Here is a 22,984-nt window from a genome sequence, read left to right on the forward strand (position 1 = left end):
CCGGCGCGATTTTCTTTTTATACCTTGAGCATCCGGTATCCCACCCCGACGTGGGTCTGGATATATAGGGGCGAGGATGGGTCTTTCTCGATTTTCTTGCGCAGCGTCGCCATGAACACCCGCAGTGAGGCCACATCGTTCTCCCATGAGCTGCCCCAGATCTCGCGCGTGATAAACGCATGGGTCAGCACTTTGCCGGCGTTTCGCGCGAGCAGGCAGAGCAGCTTGTACTCTATGGGAGTCAGGTGCAGCTCCTGTCCGTCCAGAAACGCGCAGCCCGCCGCATAATCGATTTTGAGCGCGCCGTTTTGGAAGACCGACGAATCGCCCTGCGCCGCCGTACCATGCAGCCGCCGGAAGGTCACGCGCAGACGCGCGAGCAGCTCCTCAACAGAAAACGGTTTGGTCAGGTAATCGTCCGCGCCCGCGTCAAGCGCTTCGATCTTGTCCGTATCCTCGCTACGCGCGCTGATAACGATAATCGGCATTCCGGACCAAGAGCGGATCTTGCGGATCACGTCCACGCCGTCCATATCGGGCAGCCCGAGGTCAAGCAGCACCACGTCCGGGTTATGGGACGCAGCCTCTAAAACCGCAGCCTCCCCAGTCGGCGCGGTGTGGTATTTATAGCCATGCGTCTCGAGCGTGGTCGAAATCAGGTTTCGTACCGCGCTGTCGTCCTCCACGACCAGTATCATCGGCTTATTCATGCAGCGTTACCTCCTCAAGCGGTAAAGTGAAACGGAAGACCGCGCCGTGCGGCCGGTTATCGGAAACTGTAATATCGCCGCCGTGCGCGTTAATAATGGATTTGCACAGCGCGAGACCCAGCCCTAAGCTGCGGCGGCTGTCTGATGCGCCGGAATGTGCTGTGTAAAACATATCAAAAATATGCGGTTTTGCGTCATCCGGAATGCCGGGGCCATGATCTGACACGCTGACGAACGCCTTTCCATCCCGCACGCCGCTGAGCACTTCGATCTGCGCGTCGGCCGGCGTATACTTGAGCGCGTTGTCAATCAGATTGATGACAACCTGGACAATCAGCCGCGCATCCATGCGCGCAAGGATATAGTCTCCCTGCTGGCGGACTTCGATATGGCGCCCCCCCCGGCGGCGATTCACATGCCGCATTGCCTCCGCGATGACCTCATCCATCAGCTCAGCGGTTGGACGCAGTTGCATGGTGCCGTCCTCGATCCGTGTGACCGACAGCAGGTTTTCGACCAGATTGATCAGCCACAGCGCGTCGTCATAAATATCGGCGTATAGGCGCGCGCGCTTTTCGCTGTCCAGCGCCTCCCCGCTTGCGAGCAGGATACCCGCGTTGCCGGAAATCGCGGTCAGCGGCGTGCGAAGATCGTGTGAGATCGAGCGCAGCAGGTTTGCACGGAGCTGCTCGTTTTTTGCCAGCACAGCCGCCTGCTCCCGCTCGCGCTGGGTCGCTTCGTTTTGCAGCGCGAGCGCACACTCGCCCAGCATGGAAAGCATAATGCTGTTTTCAAATGCATCGAGCGGCTCGCTGCCAATAGCCACGCCCGCAACGCCGTATACCGCGTCCCCGATGCGAACAGCCAGATAAAGGCATTTTGCACTGCCCAACGTACCCGTCGTCGCGCCCGCGCGTTTATTGTTCTGAAACACCCATCCGGCGACGGCGCGCTCATTATCGTTTGTGTATGCGCCGGCATCGCCCTGTTCTCCGAAAAAAAACACGGCGGGCTCGCTCAGCGTTTTTCCATCCGCCCGGTAAAACACGATATCACGGCGCAGAAGCTTTGCAAGCTGCTGGGATACTGCGCCGGCGATCCCGTCCCGGCTGCGCGTTTTTTGCAGAAGCTGGTTGGTCTCAAGCAGCACCTTGGTGCGGAACGCCGTCGCCGCCGCCTGCCGCGCCTGCTGCTTGAGGCGCACCGCCAATGTGCCGGTCAGAAACGCCGCGACAAACATAATCAGAAAAGTCGCGGGGTAGCCCTTGTCGTAAGCCGCGAGCGTATAGCGCGGGATGGTAAAGAAGTAATTAAACGTCAGCACGCTGATGACCGACAGCACCAGGCTGTACCCACGCCGCTCGGTGATGACCGCGGTCAGCAGCACGCTCAGGATATAGACTGTGATGATATTGGCCTCGGAAAAGCCCAGCTTATCAAATGCAAAACCGATGAGCGTCGCCAGCGCCAGCATAGCTGCGCTTTTGGCCACATCGCGCAGAGACACGGCCGAACCCTGCCGGCGCGCAGCCGCGGGCATGTGCCGGGCGCGCTGGTCTGGGATAATATAAATATCCAGATTAGGCGCGAGCGCGTTGAGACGCTCGGGCAGCGTCGGCTTGCTCCAGATATATTTGCGCTGGGCGACCGACCGCCCTAGCACGATCTTGGAAACGCCGCTGAGACGCGCGAACTCCGAAATCTGCAAAGGGATGTCCTCGCCATATACCGTTTCGATTGCCGCGCCGAGCTGCTCCGCCAGCCGCATATTCTGCCGCAGGCGGCGGCGGTCGTCCTCGGACATGCGCGCGGATGCGGGCGTTTCCACAAACAGCGCGCTGAACCCGCCCCGGAACGCGCCCGCCATGCGCGCGGCCGTGCGAATGATCTTAGGATTGGTCGGCGAGGCGGATAGGCAGACGAGGATGTGCTCATCGGTGTAGTAGCCAGCCGGCTGCGCCTGCCGCGCGCGCTCCGCCATCCGGTTGACACGGTCGGCACAGCGGCGCAGGGCCAGTTCGCGCAGCGCGGCCAGGTTTTTCACATCAAAAAAGCTGCCGAGCGCCTGCTCGGCCTGCGCTTTCCGGTATACCTTACCCGCGCGCAGCCGCTCCATCAGCTCTTCCGGCTCGATATCGACCAACTCAACCTGATCGGCATTATCGAACACGTGATCAGGGATGCGTTCCCGCACGGTCACGCCGGTCACCGAAGCCACCATGTCGTTTAAGCTCTCGATATGCTGCACGTTGACCGTGGTATACACGTCAATGCCCGCTTTCAGCAGTTCTTCCACGTCCTGATAGCGCTTCTGGTGGCGGCAGCCGTCCGCGTTGGTGTGCGCCAGCTCGTCGACCAGCGCAAGGCGCGGCGCACGGGCGATCGTCCCGTCCAGGTCAAATTCGCGCAGCGTGATGCCCTGGTGCGCGACCGCAAGCGGCGGCACCTGCTCCAGGCCGCCAAGCAGCGCGCGCGTTTCCGGGCGGGCGTGCGGCTCGATATAGCCGGCGACTACGTCGATCCCGCGCCGCTTTGCCGCGTGCGCGGCCTGCAGCATGGCATAGGTCTTGCCGACTCCGGCAGCGTAACCGAAAAAGATCTTGAGACGGCCCCGCCCCCGTGCTTTTTCCTCCGTCCGGATCGCCTTGAGCAGTTCCTCCGGATTTCTCCGCGCTTCTTCGTCCACATTTCCGCCCCCTTTCGTAAACAGTATTATATCATAAATACCCTTAGCGCGGTATAAACGCCGCACTAAGGGTATGGACGAAGAATTAAGATTTTATAAAGACGCTTACAAGATACCCTCCAGCATTAGGTTCACCTGAAGAACATTGACTGTTTCTTCCCCGAACACGCCGAGGAATTTACCGTCCGTGCAGGCGGCGATGATCTGGCGTACCTCATCCTCGCTCAGACCGTTTTCCCGCGCCAGCCGCGGCACTTGGTACGCGGCGGCGGCGGGTGAGATGTGTGGATCAAGACCGCTGCCCGAAGCGGTCACCAGATCGACCGGCACCGGCGTATCACCCATTTCCGGGTTGGCTTCACGCTGCCGCTGCACGCGCGCAGCAACCTGCGCTTCCAGTTCCCCGCCCGCGGGGCTGAGGTTGCTCGGCGCGGCATAAAGCAGCGCGTTGCCGTTTTCGTCTGTATAGGTGCTCACGTCGGCGTTCGCCGGACGGCCCCACATATGATTGGGTGCCGCATATTGCTGCCCCATCAGCGCGCTGCCGTATTTCACGCCGTCCACCTCGATGATGCTGCCGTTCGCCTGATGCGGAAACAGCAGTTGTGCCAACCCGGTCACCGCGCCCGTATACAGAACCCCGCACACCAGAATCGACAGGCCGAGTAGCCCCAATGCGCGCGGCAGTATGGTTTTCATTGCTTTCATTATTCGGTTCCTCCTCAGACCAGCCCCGCCGAACACAGCAGCAGGTCGATCAGCTTGATGCAGACAAACGGTACGATGATACCGCCCAGCCCATACACGAGCAGGTTGTGGCACAGCAGGCTGCCCGCGGGCAGTTCGCGGTATTTCACGCCTTTGAGCGCCAGGGGGATCAGCGCAATAATAATGAGCGCATTGTAGATAATTGCGGACAGCACCGCGCTCTGCGGCGAATGCAGCTGCATAATATTGAGTGCGGCCAAGCCGGGATATAGACCCATAAACAGCGCCGGGATGATTGCAAAGTATTTGGCCACATCGTTGGCAATGGAGAAGGTGGTCAGCGAACCGCGCGTCATCAAAAGCTGCTTGCCGATGCGGACAATATCGATCAGTTTGGTGGGCGACGAATCCAAATCGACCATATTGCCCGCTTCCTTGGCTGCCTGCGTGCCCGTGTTCATGGCGACCGCCACGTCGGCTTGCGCGAGCGCGGGCGCGTCGTTAGTGCCGTCGCCGGTCATAGCGACCAGATGCCCTTTGGCCTGGTAATCACGGATCATCTGAAGTTTGCCCTCGGGCGTTGCCTCGGCCAGGAAATCATCAACGCCCGCTTCGGCGGCGATCGCGGCCGCCGTCAGCGGATTATCGCCCGTGATCATGATGGTTTTAATACCCATTTTACGCAGATCGGCAAATCTTTCCTGTACACCTTCTTTCATAATATCCTTCAGGTGAATCACGCCGAGGATCTTGTGATTTTTCGCCACCACGAGCGGTGTACCGCCTTGTTCCGCAATTCCCTTGACAACGTTCTCACATTCCTCGCTATATGTCCCTCCGTTTGCGAGCACATATGCTTTGATCGAATCCGCCGCGCCCTTGCGGATCTCTTTACCGCCAAAGTCAACGCCCGAAACGCGCGTCTTTGCGGAAAAAGGCACAAAGTGCGCGTCTTGATCGGATAAGGTGCGTCCGCGAAGGCCAAACTTCTCCTTGGCAAACACGACCACGCTGCGTCCTTCAGGTGTTTCATCCGCGAGTGAAGAAAGCTGCGCCGCATCGGCTAGCTCGTCGGCTTGCACCCCGTCTACCGGGATAAATGCCGCCGCTTCACGGTTGCCCAGCGTGATGGTGCCGGTCTTATCCAGCAGCAGCACGTCGACGTCGCCCGCCGCCTCGATGGCGCGGCCGCTCATGGCGAGCACATTGGCCTGATTGAGTCGGCTCATGCCCGCAATGCCGATGGCCGACAGCAGCGCGCCGATGGTCGTCGGCGCAAGGCAGACCAGCAGGGCGACCAGCGTCGTCACCGAGGTCGGATTTTCGATGCCGGCCTGCTTTGCGGAAAAGAGCGAATAGGTATACAGCGACAGCGTGACCAGAATAAAGATGATGGACAGCGCGACCAAAAAAATCTGGAGCGCAATTTCGTTCGGCGTTTTTTTGCGCGCCGCGCCTTCGACCATTGCGATCATCTTGTCCAGAAAGCTGTTTCCCGCCTCGCTGGTGACACGCACGATGATCCAATCGGACAACACGGTCGTGCCGCCCGTGACCGCCGAGCGGTCGCCGCCCGCCTCGCGGATGACCGGCGCGGATTCGCCCGTAATCGCAGATTCATCGACCGAAGCCGCGCCCTCGACCACCTCGCCGTCTGCCGGGACCTGCTCGCCAGCGCGAACGATGACCAGATCGTCTTTTCGCAGCAGCGCCGATGGAACGGCAGTCACCTGCTCCTTTTCTTCCATGGACGGAATCTTATTCGCCTGCACGTCGCGGCGTGAAGCACGCAGTGTATCCGCCTGCGCTTTGCCGCGTCCTTCTGCAATCGCCTCGGCAAAATTGGCAAACAGCACTGTCAGCCACAGGATCGCCGCGACGGCAAAGGTAAAGCCGGAGGACGCGTCGCGGACGCCAAACAGGGACGCGGCCCACAAAACGCTTGTCAGGATGGCCGCCACATAGACCAGCAGCATGACTGGATTTTCCGCCTGCTTGCGAGGGGCAAGCTTTTGGAACGCGTCGCCCGCCGCGCGCAGCAGCATTCTGCGGCTAACCGCCGCATTTTTTATGTTCGACATGGTTGATCCTCCTTTCCGTTAACCCATAAAGCTGAAGAACTCAGCAAGCGGTCCGAGCGCCAGCGCTGGAAAGAAGCTAAGCGCGCCCACCAGCAGCACAACGGCAATCAGTAAAAAGACGAACATACCATTGGTCGTTGACAGCGTGCCCGCTGTGACCGCAATCTTCTTTTTCTTCGCGAGGCTGCCCGCGATCGCCAGCGTGCCGGCCACCGGCAGAAAACGCGCAAACAGCATGACCAGCCCGAGCGACACATTAAGGAAGACCGTGTTGGCGTTAAAGCCCGCGAATGCAGAACCGTTGTTGCCGCCGCAGGACGAATACGCATACAGCACCTCGGAGAGTCCGTGCGGACCCGGATTATTGAGGCTGTCCGCCACGGCGGGCACCGCCGCGGCAAGGCCGCTGCCGGCCAAAATGGCGATCGGCGTAGCCAAGCAGACGAGCACGGCCCACTTCATTTCAAACGGCTCAATTTTCTTTCCTAAAAACTCGGGCGTACGGCCGACCATCAGCCCGGCGATGAATACCGCCAGAATGGCAAACGCCAGCATACCGTATAAGCCGCAGCCCGTGCCGCCGAACACGACCTCGCCCAGCATCATCAGAAGCATCGGCACCATGCCGCCGAGCGGCGTATAGCTGTCGTGCATGGAGTTCACCGAACCATTCGAGGCCGCAGTTGTATAGCCCGCCCATACGGACGAGGACACGATGCCGAAACGCGTCTCCTTGCCCTCCATGTTGCCGCCAGCCTGCCCGTCCATTGCAAGATCGACCGCGCCGCTCTGCGCAAGCTGCGGCGTGCCCATCTGTTCGCTCACGCCAATGGCGCCAAGAGCCAGCACCAGCAGAATGAACATGGCGAGGAAAATCGCGACTCCCTGCTTTTTGTTCTGCACATTGCGTCCAAATGTGAAACACAGCGCGACCGGGATCAGCAGAATGGCAATGACCTCAAGCAGATTGGTGAACGCATTGGGGTTTTCCAGCGGATGCGCTGAATTTACCCCATTGTAGCCGCCGCCGTTCGTGCCCGACTGCTTGACCGCGATCTGGCTTGCCGCCGGTCCCATGGGCACAAACTGCTCGGTTATAATGTCGGCATCCGGCACTGGCACGCCGTCCACCGTGACCGTATCTGCGGCAAGGTCGATTTCGGCGTTTTCCAGAATTTCGCCGTCCGCCGACACTGCGACCGGTTCGAGCAGGCGCACGGTTTCAGCGGGCTTGAGATTCTGCACCACGCCGCCGCCGACCAGACACAGAGAAAGCACCAAATTGAGAGGCAGCAGAATATACAGCACGATGCGCGTCATATCGACCCAGAAGCTGCCGAGGCCGTCTGTTTTCACGCGAATCAGGCCACGGATCAACGCAAACAGCACTGCGATGCCGGTCGCTGCTGAAACAAAGTTCTGTACGGTCAGCCCAAGCGCCTGCGTCAGATAGCTGAGCGTCGATTCGCCGCTGTACGCCTGCCAGTTGGTATTGGTGACAAAGCTGACCGCCGTATTGAACGACAGATCCCATTTGACACCCGGCAGTCCCTGCGGGTTTCCGGGAAGCACGCCTTGCAGCAGTTGCAGCAGAAACAGAACAGCCAGTCCACCCGCTGAGAACAGCAGTACGCTTACCGTGTACTGCTTCCAGTTCATTTGGTCATCGCTGTCAATATGCAGCACGCGGTATACCCCGCGCTCACATGGGCCGAGCGCCCGCGACAAAATGGTCTTTTCCCCGTTCATCACCTTGCCAATGTATGCGCCGAGCGGAATGCCCAGCAAAACCAGCACGGCAAGATACAGTGCATATTGCACGATCGAAGCCATCACGTCCTATCCCCCCGCATCAAAATCACAAAATAGTAAACAAGCATCAGTGCCGCGGCCACTCCAGCCACGCCGGTAAGTATCGCCATGGTTTTCCCTCCTTGCGTATCTCAGTGTACTGCCAATGGGTTTAAAAGCGTATTAACGCCTTTGCCGCAGAATTAAGATTTCACAAAGGTTTTATAGCCAGCCCATCAGCCAGCAGACCGGTAGCGTGACTGTGCAGACCGCTAGGCCGACAAGGCATAGAATCGCTGCGGGCACCAGCAGCAGTACGCCGATACCATAAATAAGCGGATGGCGTTCATAAAGCGTTTTAGCCATCATAAGGATCCCTTCTTTCCACGCTTTCATCATAGGCGCGAATGCGTTAAAAGAGCGAAAAGAATGAAAATGTCCGGGTTAAATCGGCATAAAGAAGCGCCGCAGAATGCGTCTGCGGCGCAAAAAGCCCCGGCGGAGGATTCCGCCGGGGTTTGTCCTGTTTACAGCTTGGGGAACAATTCCTGATCGATCACCGCTTCGAGCGGCATGCCCGAGAAGCCGACCGCCGCGAGGCCGTCGATAAACCGAACGACCGACGCGAGCACCAGCGAAATGTTGTCCGCGATCAGCCGCACGTTTTTCTCCAGTTCGAGCGAACCGTCGAGCAGCGTGGTATGCTTGAGAAACAGCTGCCCCGCCTGCGGGAAAAAACCGAACGCGCCGAGCGCGCAAAAATCGTTGCAGTATTCGCATGCGCGGCGAAGCGTCGCCCCATGCTCCTCAGGCACGTTCTGGAACAGGGTGGCGAACAACTGCAGCAGCCCCATTTCCTCTCCCGGCAGCGGCATCGGGATAAAGCAGCATTCGATGACCACATCTTTGGCCACCTTGCCCTGCCGCATCGCCTCGCAGCGCAGGAGCGTCGGCGCGTTCTCTTGCTGCTGGAGCTCCGCGCGGAAGCCGTTTTGATTCAAAACGTCGGCCATGCAGCCCAGAAGCTGCTTCTGCTGTTCTGTCTTCATGGCTTCACCCCGATATCGGTGCGGTAATGCGCGCCGTCAAAATGGATTTTCTTCACGTCCGCATAAGCTTTGACGATCGCTTCATCCAGCGTGGGAGCGACCGCGGTCACACCGAGCACACGGCCGCCGCTCGTCACCAGATCGCCGTTTTGCAGCTTCGTGCCCGCGTGGTAGACGAACGAATCGCGCACCGCGTCCAGACCGTCGATCTTCTTGCCCTTTTCATAGGCTTTCGGATAGCCGCCCGACGCCATGCACACGCAGCACGCCGCGCTGTCCGACCACTTGATGTCGATCTCATCGAGCTTTTCGTCAATAACGGCATTAAAAATATCGTATAGGTCGCTGTCCAGCCGGGACAGCACGGCCTGTGTCTCCGGATCGCCGAAACGCGCGTTGTACTCGATCACCTTGGGGCCTTTTGGCGTCAGCATCAGGCCGAAATATAAAACGCCCTTAAACGGCCGTCCCTCCTTGGCCATCGCCTCTACCGTGGGCTTGAAAATGGTCTCCATGCACTGTGCGGCGATCTCCTCGGTGTAAAAACGGGAGGGCGAAAACGCGCCCATGCCGCCAGTGTTCGGGCCCTTGTCGTGGTCGTACACACGCTTGTGATCCTGCGCGGACGGCATGGTTTTGAGCGTCTTGCCGTCGACAAACGCGAGCACTGAAACCTCCGGCCCGGTCAGGAATTCCTCGATGACGACACGGGCGCCGGCGCCGCCGAACGCGCCGCCGTCAATCGCGTCCTTGACCGCGTCAATGGCCTCCTCCTCGGTCTCGGCCACCGTCACGCCCTTGCCGAGCGCCAGCCCGTCCGCCTTGACTACGATCGGCGCGCCCTGCGCCTTAATATAGGCGATCGCGTCCGCCGAATTTTCAAACACCGCGTAGCCCGCGGTCGGGATATGGTATTTCTGCATCAGATCCTTGGCAAACGACTTGCTGCCCTCGATCACGGCCGCGTTTTTCCGCGGGCCGAATGCGCGCATACCAGCTTCCTCGAGCGCGTCCACCATGCCGAGCGCGAGCGGATCGTCTGGCGCGACCATAACAAGATCGGGTTTGTTCGCTTTAGCAAAGGCGACTACGCCTTCGATGTCGGTCGCTTTCAAGTCGATGCACTCGGCGACCGAAGCGATGCCGCCGTTTCCGGGCGCGCACCAGATATGGTCTACCTTCGGGCTTTTGGACAGCGCCACGCAGATTGCGTGCTCCCGGCCGCCGCCGCCGATAACCAGAACTTTCATTGTGAATTTCCTCCTGTGCGGATATATTCTCTCTGTGCGCGGAACAGTTCGACGATCAGCGCGATCAGGCCGACCGGCCGCAGCACCTCGGCGGCTTTCGCCGCGTATGCGAACGTCCACTCATTGAGCAGACCGCCACCGAGTAACAGGAGCAGCGGTAAAATAACGCCCGCGCTCCAAACCACGAGAAGCAGCCATTCCAGTTTGGTGCCCTCCCCCGCCGCGCGGAACTGCTGCGCGGCGCCGAGCAGCAAAAAGCATCCCATCAGCAGATATGGCACGAGTGATACGGTCTCAAGCACCAGATGCACCATGCGGGATGAATCTCCAAACATTGCCACCGCGCCGCGGCCAAGCATTTCCAACACGATCAGCACGTCGGCCGCGATGCTAGCCCACTGGTAGTGGAGCGAAGCGCAGTTCAGCGCAAGCGCGCCGCCTGAAATAAGCGCGTAAGCGACGATGCACAGCATCCAATTCTGCGCGGCAGCCAAGCTCAGGATTAGACCGCCCACGATCAGCAGATAGGCGTAATAGCCCTTAATCTCTTTCATGGCGCGTCTTCCTCCAGCAGGCCGCGGGCGCGCCACAGATAACGCACCATGCACACATAGGACACGAACGCCGCGATCAGCGCCACGATTTCCAAAATGAGCTGTATGCGAAACAGCATGGTAAACTGACCTTGGGCGGTGGAAAGCTCGGCCTGGCCCTCAAAATAGGGCATAAAGCCCAGCATGGACGCGCCGCGCCCAATCAGCAGCGACACCACCCAGCAGCGTCCCAAGGTGAGCGTACCTTGCGACACGTCCGCATCGTACAGCACACGGTCAAACGCGCGCTGCATGGGCAGATACAGAACGATATAAATGAGGTTGACCGCCACGTTTGCGCTCCACGACGGCACCATTGACGCAATCGGCAAAGCCGTGAGCGCCAGCCCTGCCACCGCCGCGACAATAGCAATCTGGCTTTTGAGCAGATAAGCCGCGTAGCCGGTCAGCAGGTAAAAGGCCGCGATCACGGCAAGCGCCGCCGCCTGTCCTCCCGGCACGCCGATAATCAGCGCCCCAAGAAGCTGGCAGCCCAGTCCCACGAGCGCGAGCGTCGCCGCGCGGCGGGCGTTTTTTGCGCTCACCATCAATGATGGAACAGGCGCATGCCGGTGAACGCCATCACGATGCCGTATTTATTGGCAGTTTCGATCACGTTATCGTCCCGAATCGAGCCGCCCGGCTGCACGATATACTGCACGCCCGACTTATGCGCACGCTCGACATTGTCGCCAAACGGGAAAAACGCGTCCGAGCCGACCGTTACGCCGGTGTTGCCCTGGATCCAGACCAGCCGTTCCTCGCGGGTCAAAACGGGCGGCTTTTCCGCAAACGTGTTCTGCCAAACGCCGTCCGCCAGCACATCCTCGTATTCGTCCGAAATATATACGTCGATGGCGTTGTCGCGATCGGGCCGGCGGATGCCGTCCTTAAATTTCAGGCCCAGCACCTTGGGATGTTGGCGCAGGAACCAATTATCTGCTTTCTGACCCGCGAGGCGCGTGCAGTGGATGCGGCTCTGCTGGCCAGCGCCTACGCCGATCGTCTGTCCATCTTTCACATAGCAGACCGAGTTGGACTGCGTATACTTGAGCGTGATGAGCGCGAGGATCATATCGTGCCGGGCTTCCTCGGGAAGCGCCTTGTTTTCAGTCACAATATTGGAAAGCAATGCTTCGCTGATCTCGTAATCATTATAGCCCTGCTCAAAACGCACGCCGAAGATATCGCGCTGCTCGACCGGCTTCGGCGCATAGTCCGGATCGATCCGGACAACGTTATAGCCGCCCTTGCGCTTTGTTTTTAGAATTTCAAGCGCCTCCGCCGAATAAGAGGGCGCAATGATGCCGTCCGATACCTCGGCGGCAAGATAACGCGCGGTGTCCGCATCGCATTCATCGGAGAGCGCGGCCCAGTCGCCGTAGGAGCACAGGCGGTCTGCACCGCGGGCGCGGATATAGGCGCACGCGATGGGCGACAGCTCCTCTCCGCCCTCAACAAAGTAGATCTGCTTTTCCATGGCGGAAAGCGGCTTTCCAAGCGCCGCGCCCGCCGGAGACACATGCTTAAAAGAGGCCGCCGCCGGCAGCCCGGTCGCTTTCTTCAGGCTCTTGACCAGCTGCCAGGCGTTCAGCGCGTCGCAAAAGTTGATATAGCCCGGCCTACCATTCAGCACTTCGATCGGCAGTTCGCCCTCGGTCATAAAAATGCGGGCAGGCTTCTGGTTGGGGTTGCAGCCATATTTCAGTTCCAGTTCTTTCATCGGTTCCTCCCCTTATCTGACGTGCTTGTTTTTGATGACCGTTTCACACGCGCCGGTCTCCAGATTGATATAGCGCACAAACAGCGAGATCTTGTTCTGCTCATCCATCGAGTTCCAAAGCAGGTTGGCAAACTCGTGCACCGGCAGTTCGATGCGGATGCACTTGGGCTCGCCGCGGAACGGGGGCAGCGGGTCACCGTCGCACATATAGGTGTGGATAAAATGGCCGAGACCGGGCACCGGCTTGTCGTACTCGTAGAAAAAGCGCTTGTTCGCCGTACGGTCAGAGGTGAAGTTCTTGAGGATAGACAGGCTGTACGAGCCGTCCTCGTTGACGACGCCCGAAATGCGCGAGGTGTAGTTGGGCGCGTCCGGCTCAAACGCGCGGGTGCGCAGCGCGGCTGTATAATCCTTGCCCTGCTTCAGATATTCGCAGATGGTATCGGTCTGGTCGCCGTTGGTGACGACCGTCTTGCCGCAGCACACCCGGACCGGATGATAGATAATGAGCGACGGGTCAGTCATCTTGGACGGGTCGAACGCCTCGGTGCGGATGCCGTCCTCGGTTTCAACGAACACGCGGTTGCGGCTGTTTTCCGAGCGGCCCATGATGAAGTACGCGATCACATCATGCTTATTGTCCGGCGTGCGGCCTAGGATGATGCCGCGGCCCGGATAAACGTTGGAAATCAGCTCTTCGCTGATATTGAATACATTCTTTCCCATGGAAAACTCTCCTTATCGAACTTTGACCACCGCGCCGTCCACTGTGAGGCGGCCGGCACAGAAATCGGACACGGCGTGGGGCAGCAATACCCACTCGGCCTCGGTCATCACGCGCTTTTGCAGCGTTTCGGGGGTATCGTCCGGCAAAACCGCGACCGCTTTCTGCGCGATGATCGGCCCGCCGTCCACCACGCCGGAAACGAAATGCACCGTCGCCCCCGACACCTTGACGCCCTTTTTGAGCGCGGCCTCGTGGACATGCAGCCCGTAAAACCCCTCCCCGCAGAACGAGGGGATGAGCGACGGATGCACATTGATGATGCGGTTTTCATAGGCCTTGCAGAAGCTGTCCGGCAGCACGGTCATAAACCCGGCGAGGACGACAAGGCCGATCTGCCTTTCTGCCAGCAGCGCGGAAAGTTCCGCCCCGTATTCTTCGGCCGAGGCATAATCCCGCCTGCGCATTACGGCGGTCTCCACGCCCGCCTTTTGCGCCCTTATGAGCGCGAACGCCTCCGGGTTGGACGAAACGACGAGCGCGAGCCTGCCGTCCTCTATCCCGCCCGCCTGCTGCGCGTCGATCAACGCCTGCAGGTTGGTGCCGCCGCCCGAAACCAGAACTGCGATATTCACCATTATACCAGCTCCACGCCCTTATCGCCCGCGGTGACCTCGCCGATCACATAGGCCTTTTCGCCCGCAGCCGAAATCGCGGCGACCGCGCGGTCGGCGTCCTCCGCTGCGACCGCCAGCACCAGCCCCGCGCCCATGTTGAACGTGTTATACATGTCGCGCTCGGGGATCTTGCCCGTTTTAGCGATCAGGTCGAACACCGGCGGCACCGGCATCGCGGCCTTTTCGATGACCGCGCGCACGCCGTCGTGCAGCATACGGGGAACATTTTCATAAAAGCCGCCGCCCGTGATGTGGCTGATCGCCTTGACATCGACTGTTGCGATGAGCGACTGGATGGCCTTGACGTAGATCTTGGTCGGCGTGAGCAGCTCTTCGCCAAGCGTCTTGCCGAACTCGTCGATATAACGGCGGACGGATTTTTCATTGATGCCCAGCGTCTTGCGCACGAGCGAATACCCGTTCGAGTGCACGCCCGACGAGGCCACGCCAATCAGCACGTCGCCCGTCTTGAGAGCCGAACCGTCGATCATTTTCTGCTTGTCCACCATGCCGACCGAGAAGCCGGCCATATCATATTCGTCTTCGGGATAGAACCCGGGCATTTCGGCGGTCTCGCCGCCGATGAGCGCGCAGCCCGCCTGACGGCAGCCCTCCGCGATACCCGAGACCATCGACGCGACACGCTCAGGTTTATTCTTGCCCACCGCGACGTAATCGAGGAAAAACAGCGGCTGCGCGCCACAGCACGCGATGTCGTTCACGCACATGGCGACGCAATCGATGCCGACCGTGTCGTGCTTGTCCATCAGAAACGCCAGCTTGAGCTTGGTGCCGACGCCATCGGTGCCCGAAACCAGAATCGGCTCGCGCATACCTGCAAAATCGGGCTGGAACAGGCCGCCGAAGCCGCCGAGCGTGCCCAACACGCCCTTAGTAAACGTCGATTCGACCATCGGCTTCATCAGTTTGACGGCCTCATAGCCTGCGGTTACATCCACGCCTGCCGCCTTATAGCTTTCAGAACGGCTTTCACTCATAATAAAACTCCTCCGTCATTTCGATCGCGGCACAGCCGCAATCAAATTTTTTTACTCTTTACCGCTCCAGCAGTAGGTGCAGACCTTATCGCGGTCAATGCCGATCGCCTCTAAGAGGCCGTCGAGCGATTGATAGCCGAGCGAGCTGAAGCCGAACTTTTCGCAGATTGTTCCCAGCATACACTGGCCGCGCTCGGTATCGGCGTCCGCATATTCCTCCAGATGCTTCTGGCCCTCGTCGCCCTCCAGTTCCTGCACGGTGCGGCGGGCCAGCAGCTCCATATCGGAGTTGCTGGACGAAAAGTTTAAGTACTTGCAACCATACATGATCGGCGGGCAGGCCGAGCGCATGTGCACTTCCTTCGCACCAGATGCATATAGGAAATCGATCGTCTCATGCAGCTGGGTGCCGCGAACGATCGAATCGTCCACGAACAAAAGCCGTTTGCCCTCGATCAGCTCAGGCACCGGGATCTGCTTCATCTTGGCGACCTGGTTGCGGATCTTCTGGTTGGCCGGCATAAACGAGCGCGGCCAGGTGGGCGTGTATTTGATGAACGGGCGGGCGAACGGCGCGCTGCCCGCGTTGGCATAGCCGATCGCGTGCGGAACGCCCGAATCGGGCACGCCCGCAACATAGTCGAGCTCGCTGTCAAACCCGCGCTTCTTGTCCTCGCGCGCCAAAATCTGGCCGTTGCGGTAGCGCATCAGCTCGACGTTTACGCCCTCGTAATTGGAGTTTGGATAACCGTAATACGTCCACAGGAAAGCGCAGATCTTCATGTCCTTGCCCGCGGGCGCGAGCGTTTCAAACCCGCCGGCCGTCACCTTGACGATCTCGCGCGGGCCGAGTTCATACGCGTCCTCATAGCCCAGCTTGTGATAGGCGAAAGACTCGAACGATACGCAGTGCCCATCCTCGCTCTTGCCGATCAGCACGGGCAGACGGCCCAGCCGGTCGCGCGCCGCGATGATGCTGCCGTCCCCGGTCAGCACGAGCAGGGTCATCGAGCCGTTGATCATCTCCTGCGCGTGCAGGATGCCGGACACCAAGTCGTCCTTTTGGTTGATCAGCGCGGCGACCAGCTCGGTCTGGTTGACCTTGCCCGAGCCCATGGCCATGAACTGGTGGCCATGGTCGGAAAAATAGCGGGTGACAAGGTCTTCCGCATTGTTGACGATGCCGACCGTGGTCAGCGCATATAGGCCAAGGTGCGAACGCACCAGAAGCGGCTGCGGGTCGGTGTCGCTGATGCAGCCGATGCCGCTGCAGCCCTGGAAATCGATCAGGTCCTTTTCAAATTTGGTGCGAAACGGGGTATTTTCGATGTTGTGAATCTGGCGCTGGAAGCCGTGCTCCCTGTCGTACATGATCATGCCGCCGCGGCGCGTGCCCAGATGGGAATGGTAGTCCACGCCGAAGAAAATATCCAGCACACAGTCCCGCTCCGAGACTGCGCCGAAGAATCCTCCCATAAGCTCTCCTTACTAATTTTGTCCTATCTGCCTGCGGGTCATTTTTTATCAGGCAGTTCGTTTTCAAATACATTTTTAGCAGTCTGTTCGGGCACCGGCACCGGATAATCCCCGGAAAAGCAGGCGTCGCAAAAACCCAGCCTGCAGCCGACCGCGATCTTGCGCGTCGCTTCGATCGACAGGAAGCCGAGCGAATCGACCCCGATGATCCTGCGCATCTCCTCGACCGTCCGCCCGTGCGCCAAAAGCTGGCTGCGCTCCGGGATATCCGTGCCGAAGAAGCAGGGATGCCGGAACGGCGGCGCGGAGATGCGCATGTGCACCTCTTTCGCGCCCGCGTCGCGCAGAAGCTTCACCAGCCGCGCGCAGGTCGTGCCGCGGACGATCGAATCGTCCACCATGATGACGCGCTTGCCGTCCACCGCGGTGCGCAGGGCGTTGAGTTTGAGGCGCACCGAGCGTTCGCGCCCCTCCTGCCCGGGCTGGATGAAAGTGCGCGCGATATAACGGTTTTTAATCAGGCCCACGCCATAGGGAATACCCGAATATTTGGCATAGCCGATGGCCGCCGGGATGCCCGAATCGGGCACGCCGATGACCACGTCCGCCCCGACCGGGTGTTCGATCGAAAGATACTTGCCCGCCTCCTGACGTGCAAGCTCAACGCTCGCGCCGTCGATCACCGAATCCGGGCGGGCGAAATAGATATACTCAAACACACACGCCGAGGTCTTGCATTTCTTCTCGCAGTGCAGCGAACGCAGCACGCCGTCCTCGACCACGCAGACCTCGCCCGGTTCCACATCGCGGACAAACTCTGCGCCAAGCGCGTCCAGCGCGCACGTTTCGGAGGCGAACACATAGCAGCCGTCCAGCCTGCCGATGCAGAGCGGGCGGAAGCCGTGCGGGTCGCGCGCGGCAATCAGCTTGCGCGGGGACATGACGACCAAACAGTACGCGCCCTCAATCACACCCATTGTTCGCAGAACGGCCTCTTCGATAGAGCCACATTTCAAGCGCTCGCGCACGATGGTGTACACCAGCGCTTCAGTATCGCTCGACGAGCGGAAAATACCGCCGGCGAGTTCGATCTCCCGGCGCAGTTTCCCTGCATTGACCAGGTTGCCGTTGTGCGCAACGGCGAGGTTGCCCTTTACATGGGTGATGGCGATGGGCTGCGCATTTTCGCGGAGGGCGCCGCCCGTTGTCGAATAGCGCACGTGGCCGATGGCCATTTGGCCGGGCATGGAATCCAGCGTCTCTTGGCTGAACACCTTGCTGACCAGGCCGGTATCCTTGTGACACCGGATGACGCCGTTTTTGTTGACCGCGATGCCCGCGGCCTCCTGGCCGCGGTGCTGCAAAGCGAACAGGGCGACATATGCCTCGTGCGCGGCAGAGATCTCCTTGCCGTCCGGCGCGGCGATGCCGAACACGCCGCACTCTTCATGGAGTTTATCAAACGGGGTTTTGCTGTGCTTTTGGATACGGTATTTCATAAAATTTTATTTGCCCATCACGCGGCGCATGATCTCCTGATACGCGTCTTCCACGCCGCCCATATCGCGGCGGAAACGGTCCTTATCCAGCTTTTCCTTAGTGTCCTTGTCCCACAGGCGGCAGGTGTCCGGGCTGATCTCGTCGGCCAGCACGATGCTGCCGTCCGCCGTCTTGCCGAACTCGAGCTTGAAATCAACCAGAATGACATTCAGCGTGTCAAAGTATTCTTTCATGACCTCATTCACCTTGAACGCCATGGCCTTGATCTGCTCGATCTCCTCGCGGGTTGCGAGCTTCAGGGCCAGCGCGTGATAATCGTTGATGAGGGGATCGCCCAGATCGTCGTTTTTATAGGAAAACTCGACCGTGGGCTGGTCGAACACGATGCCCTCGGAAACGCCGTAACGCTTGGCAAACGATCCGGCGGAGATGTTGCGGATAATGACCTCGAGCGGCACGATATCGACCTTTTTGACCACAGTCTCACGATCGGAAAGCTGCTCGACGAAATGCGTCGGCACGCCCTGCTTCTCCAAAAGCTGGAACATCTGGTTCGACATCACGTTGTTGATCGCGCCCTTGCCGACGATAGTGCCTTTCTTTTCGCCGTTAAAGGCGGTCGCGTCGTCCTTATAATCTACAATAACCAGGTTCGCGTCGTCCGTCGCAAATACTTTCTTGGCCTTGCCTTCGTAAAGCTGTTCTTTCTTTTCCATGATGTTTTCCTCCATTTTTCTATGTAATTTAAAAACAAACCGGATTGTTTTTGGGTTTTACCCAGCCTGCGCAATGGTCACGCAAACTGCGCCTTTACCTTTTCGTCCTTGGCCATGACCTCGCTTGCCATGTCGGCCTTGAACTTTTGGAGTTTGTCGGCGAGCGCCTTGTCCGAAATCGCGAGCATCTGTGCGGCGAGAATGGCGGCGTTGTCCGCGCCGTCGATCGCGACCGATGCAACCGGGATGCCCTTTGGCATCTGCACAATGGATAAAAGGCTGTCCATGCCGCCCATCACGCTCGTCGCCATCGGCACGCCGATAACTGGCAGCGTCGTATAGGCCGCAAGCACGCCGCCGAGGTGCGCCGCTTTGCCCGCGGCCGCGATGATGACGCCGAAGCCGTTATCAGCGGCGTTTTTGGCAAGTTCCTCCGCGACAGCCGGGGTGCGGTGCGCCGAACAGATGCGCACTTCCACCGGGATCTCAAAGCTTTTCAGTCGGTCCACGCATTTTTCCATGACCTTGAGGTCGCTGTCCGACCCCATGACGACGAGCACTTTTTTCATATTGAAATTCCTCCTCAGAAAAAACACGTAGGGCACGGGTATACCCGTGCCCTATCTGTTCTCAATTGGCTGCACCTGTGCCCAAAACCGTGCACGAGTGCCCTTTCTGGTTGTGAAACTGCATGCGGATAGACTGGCCCGCGCGATACGAAACCGTAAAGCCTGTCATTGCCGCACCTCTTTTCCAACATTCTCGCTGATACGTTATTATTTTATCGAAAAAGCATACTTATTGCAAGGGTTTTGCAAGGGTTTTTCACGTTTTGTGCAAATGCCCAAGAAAGCTCGAAAAGCGTCTCAGCTTTCGTGCAGAACGCCTTTTTTATATAGGACGCCTTCCATCTGTCTCACGCGCTCGCTCCACGAGCAGCTTTGCCCATAGGCCAGGCGTTTATGCATTTTGTCCGGATCGTTTTCGGCCGCCGCCGCGTCGCACAGCGGCAGGAATTCCTCCGGCGTGCGCGCGATGTACACCACGTCCGCAAACTCCTCGACCTGCAGCGGCTCGCGCGTCGAGACCACGGGCTTGCCGGTGGCAAGGTATTCATAAAACTTCAGCGGGGACACGTCCCTCGACAGCGCGCCCGCCCGGAACACGTTGAGGCACACGTCCATCTGCGCGAGGTAGGCAGGCAGCTCAGGCTGCGGCACCAAGCCGTGGATGACCACATTGGGGTATTGCCGCAGCCGCGTCAGGTCGACGCCGGGCAGTTCCCGGCCGATCAAAAACACGGTCGCGTCCGGCCGTTCGCGGGCAAGCGTTTCGAGCAGATCGTAGTCGATACACTCCTGCAGCATGCCGACAAAACCAAAAACCGGATGCGGCAGATCTATCATGTCGTCCGGGCAGGGCAGGCTGTCCTTTTCCGTCTGGACGCGCGAAAAGATCTCATAAGCCGCGCCGTTCGGGATCATTTTCGTCGTCTGGTTGACCGTCCCCAGCGTTTCCGCCAGACCAACCGCAGTCGCGAACACCTGATCGGCGGGGCCGGCCAGATCGCGCTCCATTTGGTCGACGACCGCGGGCGTGATATGCCCCTTGTACGCCGAATGACGGTCGACGCAGTCGTACACCAATTTGGCGTGCGGCAGGTGGGGCACGATATCGCACGAGGACGGCGAATAGCACCAAAGCACCGTTTCTTCCCCGAAGCCGTGCTCACGCATCTTTTGACGGACAAATTTGGCCTGCCGCTTCTGGTTCAAGCGGTTGACCCAACGGAACTTATTAAAAAACGGCAGCACGGGCGGCAGCGCGTAGACCGTGATGTTCTCATGCCCCTCAACGGCCTCTCCGGGTTCTTTGTACTTCCCGATATACGCCGCAGCCTTTTTGTCCTTGAGCGGCGCGATGACCGACACCGGCGGGTCGAAATACAGCACTTCACTGTTCCGCAGGCGGCTCATCACATTCTGTTTGCGTGTCGGCAGCGGGTGGTAATTGGTCGTCGACAGGCAGACGATATGGTTTTTCACGCGTTCTCCTCCTCCAGCCCGAGCAAAATCGCCGCGCCGTTAACATTTTCCTGCTCGCGCTCGCGCAGCATTTCCGCCGTGCGGCGCACCTCGCCGTCAAGCGCGCCCGAAACGCACTCGTCGATGAGCGCGCACAAGTCGGCGGCGCGTACCGATTTGAGCTGCAGGCAGGTGCGGCTGCCGATGTATTTCAAAAAGCCGTCCACCTTGATATCATAGCTCATGCCGACCACCGGCACGCCCTGCCCCGCCGAGAACATCAGCGAGTGCAGGCGGATGCCGACAACCGTCTCCATGCGCGCCAAAATGCCGATGGTCGTTTCGATCGGCAGGCGCGTGCGGATGGCGTGCCACGGGCATTTGAGCAGCGCGCCCACCCGTTCGGCGGGCATCAGGTCGTTCGGGAACTCGATCGGCACGAACACCGGCGTCAGCCCGTGCTTTTCATAAGCGTAGGTCGCCGCGGCGGCGATCTCGGGCAGCGCCGCCTCCAGCCCGCGCCAGTTGCGCAGGCCAAAGCCGATATACCGCCCCGCCGGGTCAATGCCGGACTGCTCGAGCGCGAGATTCACCACCTCACGCGGCGCGGGGTCGAGGATGATGGTCGGGTCGGCGGACACGCGGATATCCGGGCTCGTCACCCCCATGCGCGCAAGCTCGGTGCGCGAATTGTCGTCGCGCAGCGTGATGCGGTCGACCGACCGTTCGATCACGCGCGCCGCCATGCGGCGGTTGCCCGCACGGTTGATCGGACCGATGCCGCAGCCGTACATCATCACCTTGCAGCCGTGCCGCTTGGCGGCGTGCAGCGTATAGCAATAATACCAGATCGACCGGGTCGAGGTCACGTCCTGCATGAGCGAGCCGCCGCCGTTGATATACAGCGCGGCACGGCGGAACCTTGCCAGCACCGCGAACACGTTGAAAGTGTAGATCGCGCCCGTGCGGTAAACGAGCCGCGTCTCCTTGGGCCGGCGCGACATTACGCAGATCGGCCGCGACGGGTCGAGCGCGCGCATTTCCTGCACGATGGCCTCGAGGATGGCGTCGTCGCCCGCGTTGCCGCGCCCATACGCGCCGCAGATGACGATATCGCGCCGCGCATCCTTTGGCGTGTGGAAGCGCGCGAGCACGTGGCGGTAGTTCTCCTCCTGCCGCTCGCACATTTTATCCTTGGAAAAATCGCGCGACGCCTTTTCATACAGCTTGTCCGCAAATTCCTTGCGAAGCGCCGCGTCGTTTCCGAGCCGCGCGAGATAGCGCGCGAGCTGCTTTGCGTCCCCGACCGGAAAAATGTAGCCGTTTTCGCCCGTGTCGATCAGCTCGGGCATGCCGCCGACATCCGAGCTGACCGTCGCGCAGCCCGCGCACACGCCCTCGAGGATGGAATACGGGAACGTTTCGGACACAGAGGACAGCACATTGATATCCATCGACCGGAAAAACGGCTCGACCGGCGACACCCAGCCGCAGAACGTCACCCGCCCGGAAACGCCGAGTTTGGACGCGAGCTTTTGCAGCATGTCGAGGTCTTCCCCGTCGCCCGCGATAAAAAGGCGCAGCCGCGGCGCTTCTTCGAGCGCCTCGGCAAAGCCGCGCACGGTCGTCGCGATGTCCTTGACCGCGGTCAGCCGCGCCGCGATGCCGACCAGCACGTCGCCCGCCGCGATCTCCGCTCCGTAGGTCTCTTTCAGATAGGCCGCGCGGTCGAACGCCCCCTCCGGACGCTTAAACTCCATGCCATTGTAAATTTTCACGATCCGCTCGGGGTCGAACCCACGCTGAATGAGCGTGCGTGCCATCCGGTCGGCCACCGGCTGGTAAAAATCCAGAAACCGCAGCGCGACCGCGTTGGCCGTGCCGAACGTGTGCTGCTTGACCGGGTTGCCGAGATAGTCGAGCTTATAATCCGAATGTACGGTCGTGATGACCGGGATCTTGCGGCTGCGGCGCACCATCGCGCCCATCAGGTTGGCGCGACCGCCGTGGCAATGGATGATATCGGGCTTGAATTCGTCCACCAGGCCGCGCATCGCGCGCGCCGCGCGAAACGGGCTCATCCGCTCGATCACGCGCACATCGATGCCGCGCTCGCGCGCCTCGTCGGCAAACGGTCCCGCCCGGAATGACAGCAGCATCACTTCGTTTCGCTCGTTCAGCCCTGTCACCATATTCATAATGTGGGTCTTGGCGCCGCCCACGTCGCCGCCGCCCATCACATGCATGACTCTCAACGTCTTTCCCTCCGAAAGCAAAT

Annotated in this window: 20 protein-coding genes; all 20 read right to left on the bottom strand. The window is 59.9% G+C overall.

Annotation, left to right across the window (positions count from 1 at the left end):
* Window positions 1-17: 17 nt before the first annotated feature.
* Entirely contained in the window at window positions 18-710 is a 693-nt protein-coding gene (locus tag SO058_RS10410; RefSeq protein ID WP_320842935.1) for a response regulator transcription factor, read from the bottom strand.
* Complete coding sequence (locus SO058_RS10415) at window positions 703-3,396, bottom strand: sensor histidine kinase KdpD (protein ID WP_320842936.1); 2,694 nt, start codon at window positions 3,394-3,396, stop codon at window positions 703-705. The genes SO058_RS10410 and SO058_RS10415 overlap by 8 nt, the downstream gene beginning before the upstream one ends.
* Window positions 3,397-3,501: 105 nt before the next feature.
* The gene (gene kdpC / locus SO058_RS10420) at window positions 3,502-4,104 is read right to left on the bottom strand and encodes a potassium-transporting ATPase subunit KdpC (RefSeq protein ID WP_320842937.1); all 603 of its coding nucleotides are present in this window, start codon (window positions 4,102-4,104) and stop codon (window positions 3,502-3,504) included.
* A 14-nt stretch (window positions 4,105-4,118) separates the two neighbouring features.
* Window positions 4,119-6,185 (bottom strand): potassium-transporting ATPase subunit KdpB, encoded by a 2,067-nt coding sequence (gene kdpB / locus SO058_RS10425; protein WP_320842938.1) that lies wholly within the window; start codon window positions 6,183-6,185, stop codon window positions 4,119-4,121.
* A gap of 18 nt (window positions 6,186-6,203) precedes the next feature.
* Window positions 6,204-8,018, bottom strand: a complete 1,815-nt coding sequence (gene kdpA / locus SO058_RS10430) for a potassium-transporting ATPase subunit KdpA (protein WP_320842939.1) — start codon at window positions 8,016-8,018, stop codon at window positions 6,204-6,206.
* Between the two features lie 180 nt (window positions 8,019-8,198).
* Entirely contained in the window at window positions 8,199-8,345 is a 147-nt protein-coding gene (locus tag SO058_RS10435) for a hypothetical protein (RefSeq protein WP_320842940.1), read from the bottom strand.
* Between the two features lie 158 nt (window positions 8,346-8,503).
* Window positions 8,504-9,025: a hypothetical protein gene (locus SO058_RS10440; RefSeq protein ID WP_320842941.1), complete on the bottom strand. Its 522-nt coding sequence runs from the start codon at window positions 9,023-9,025 to the stop codon at window positions 8,504-8,506.
* The gene (purD, locus tag SO058_RS10445; protein WP_320842942.1) at window positions 9,022-10,275 is read right to left on the bottom strand and encodes a phosphoribosylamine--glycine ligase; all 1,254 of its coding nucleotides are present in this window, start codon (window positions 10,273-10,275) and stop codon (window positions 9,022-9,024) included. The genes SO058_RS10440 and purD overlap by 4 nt, the downstream gene beginning before the upstream one ends.
* Window positions 10,272-10,829 carry a hypothetical protein gene (locus SO058_RS10450; protein WP_320842943.1) on the bottom strand — a complete coding sequence of 186 codons (558 nt, stop codon included), beginning with the start codon at window positions 10,827-10,829 and terminating at the stop codon, window positions 10,272-10,274. Before SO058_RS10450 ends, purD begins: the two co-directional genes overlap by 4 nt.
* Window positions 10,826-11,416 carry a hypothetical protein gene (locus tag SO058_RS10455; protein ID WP_320842944.1) on the bottom strand — a complete coding sequence of 197 codons (591 nt, stop codon included), beginning with the start codon at window positions 11,414-11,416 and terminating at the stop codon, window positions 10,826-10,828. Before SO058_RS10455 ends, SO058_RS10450 begins: the two co-directional genes overlap by 4 nt.
* Complete coding sequence (locus SO058_RS10460; RefSeq protein WP_320842945.1) at window positions 11,416-12,591, bottom strand: phosphoribosylaminoimidazolecarboxamide formyltransferase; 1,176 nt, start codon at window positions 12,589-12,591, stop codon at window positions 11,416-11,418. Before SO058_RS10460 ends, SO058_RS10455 begins: the two co-directional genes overlap by 1 nt.
* Before the next feature lie 12 nt (window positions 12,592-12,603).
* On the bottom strand, window positions 12,604-13,317 hold the full coding sequence (locus tag SO058_RS10465) for an IMP cyclohydrolase (RefSeq protein WP_320842946.1): 714 nt from the start codon (window positions 13,315-13,317) through the stop codon (window positions 12,604-12,606).
* 12 nt (window positions 13,318-13,329) lie between these two features.
* Window positions 13,330-13,953 carry a phosphoribosylglycinamide formyltransferase gene (gene purN / locus SO058_RS10470; protein ID WP_320842947.1) on the bottom strand — a complete coding sequence of 208 codons (624 nt, stop codon included), beginning with the start codon at window positions 13,951-13,953 and terminating at the stop codon, window positions 13,330-13,332.
* Window positions 13,953-14,990, bottom strand: coding sequence for a phosphoribosylformylglycinamidine cyclo-ligase (gene purM / locus SO058_RS10475; RefSeq protein WP_320842948.1), 1,038 nt, complete (start codon window positions 14,988-14,990; stop codon window positions 13,953-13,955). Before purM ends, purN begins: the two co-directional genes overlap by 1 nt.
* A gap of 51 nt (window positions 14,991-15,041) precedes the next feature.
* Entirely contained in the window at window positions 15,042-16,466 is a 1,425-nt protein-coding gene (locus tag SO058_RS10480; protein ID WP_320842949.1) for an amidophosphoribosyltransferase, read from the bottom strand.
* A gap of 38 nt (window positions 16,467-16,504) precedes the next feature.
* Window positions 16,505-17,965, bottom strand: coding sequence for an amidophosphoribosyltransferase (purF, locus tag SO058_RS10485; protein WP_320842950.1), 1,461 nt, complete (start codon window positions 17,963-17,965; stop codon window positions 16,505-16,507).
* A 6-nt stretch (window positions 17,966-17,971) separates the two neighbouring features.
* Window positions 17,972-18,682, bottom strand: coding sequence for a phosphoribosylaminoimidazolesuccinocarboxamide synthase (purC, locus tag SO058_RS10490; RefSeq protein WP_320842951.1), 711 nt, complete (start codon window positions 18,680-18,682; stop codon window positions 17,972-17,974).
* Between the two features lie 77 nt (window positions 18,683-18,759).
* On the bottom strand, window positions 18,760-19,251 hold the full coding sequence (gene purE, locus SO058_RS10495; protein WP_320842952.1) for a 5-(carboxyamino)imidazole ribonucleotide mutase: 492 nt from the start codon (window positions 19,249-19,251) through the stop codon (window positions 18,760-18,762).
* Between the two features lie 297 nt (window positions 19,252-19,548).
* A complete protein-coding gene (locus SO058_RS10500; RefSeq protein WP_320842953.1) occupies window positions 19,549-20,727 on the bottom strand; it encodes a glycosyltransferase in 1,179 nt (392 codons plus the stop codon).
* Window positions 20,724-22,952 (bottom strand): polysaccharide pyruvyl transferase CsaB, encoded by a 2,229-nt coding sequence (gene csaB, locus SO058_RS10505; protein ID WP_320843059.1) that lies wholly within the window; start codon window positions 22,950-22,952, stop codon window positions 20,724-20,726. The genes SO058_RS10500 and csaB overlap by 4 nt, the downstream gene beginning before the upstream one ends.
* Window positions 22,953-22,984 lie beyond the last annotated feature (32 nt).

The organism is Agathobaculum sp., from assembly GCF_034098985.1.
Classification (GTDB): domain Bacteria; phylum Bacillota; class Clostridia; order Oscillospirales; family Butyricicoccaceae; genus Agathobaculum.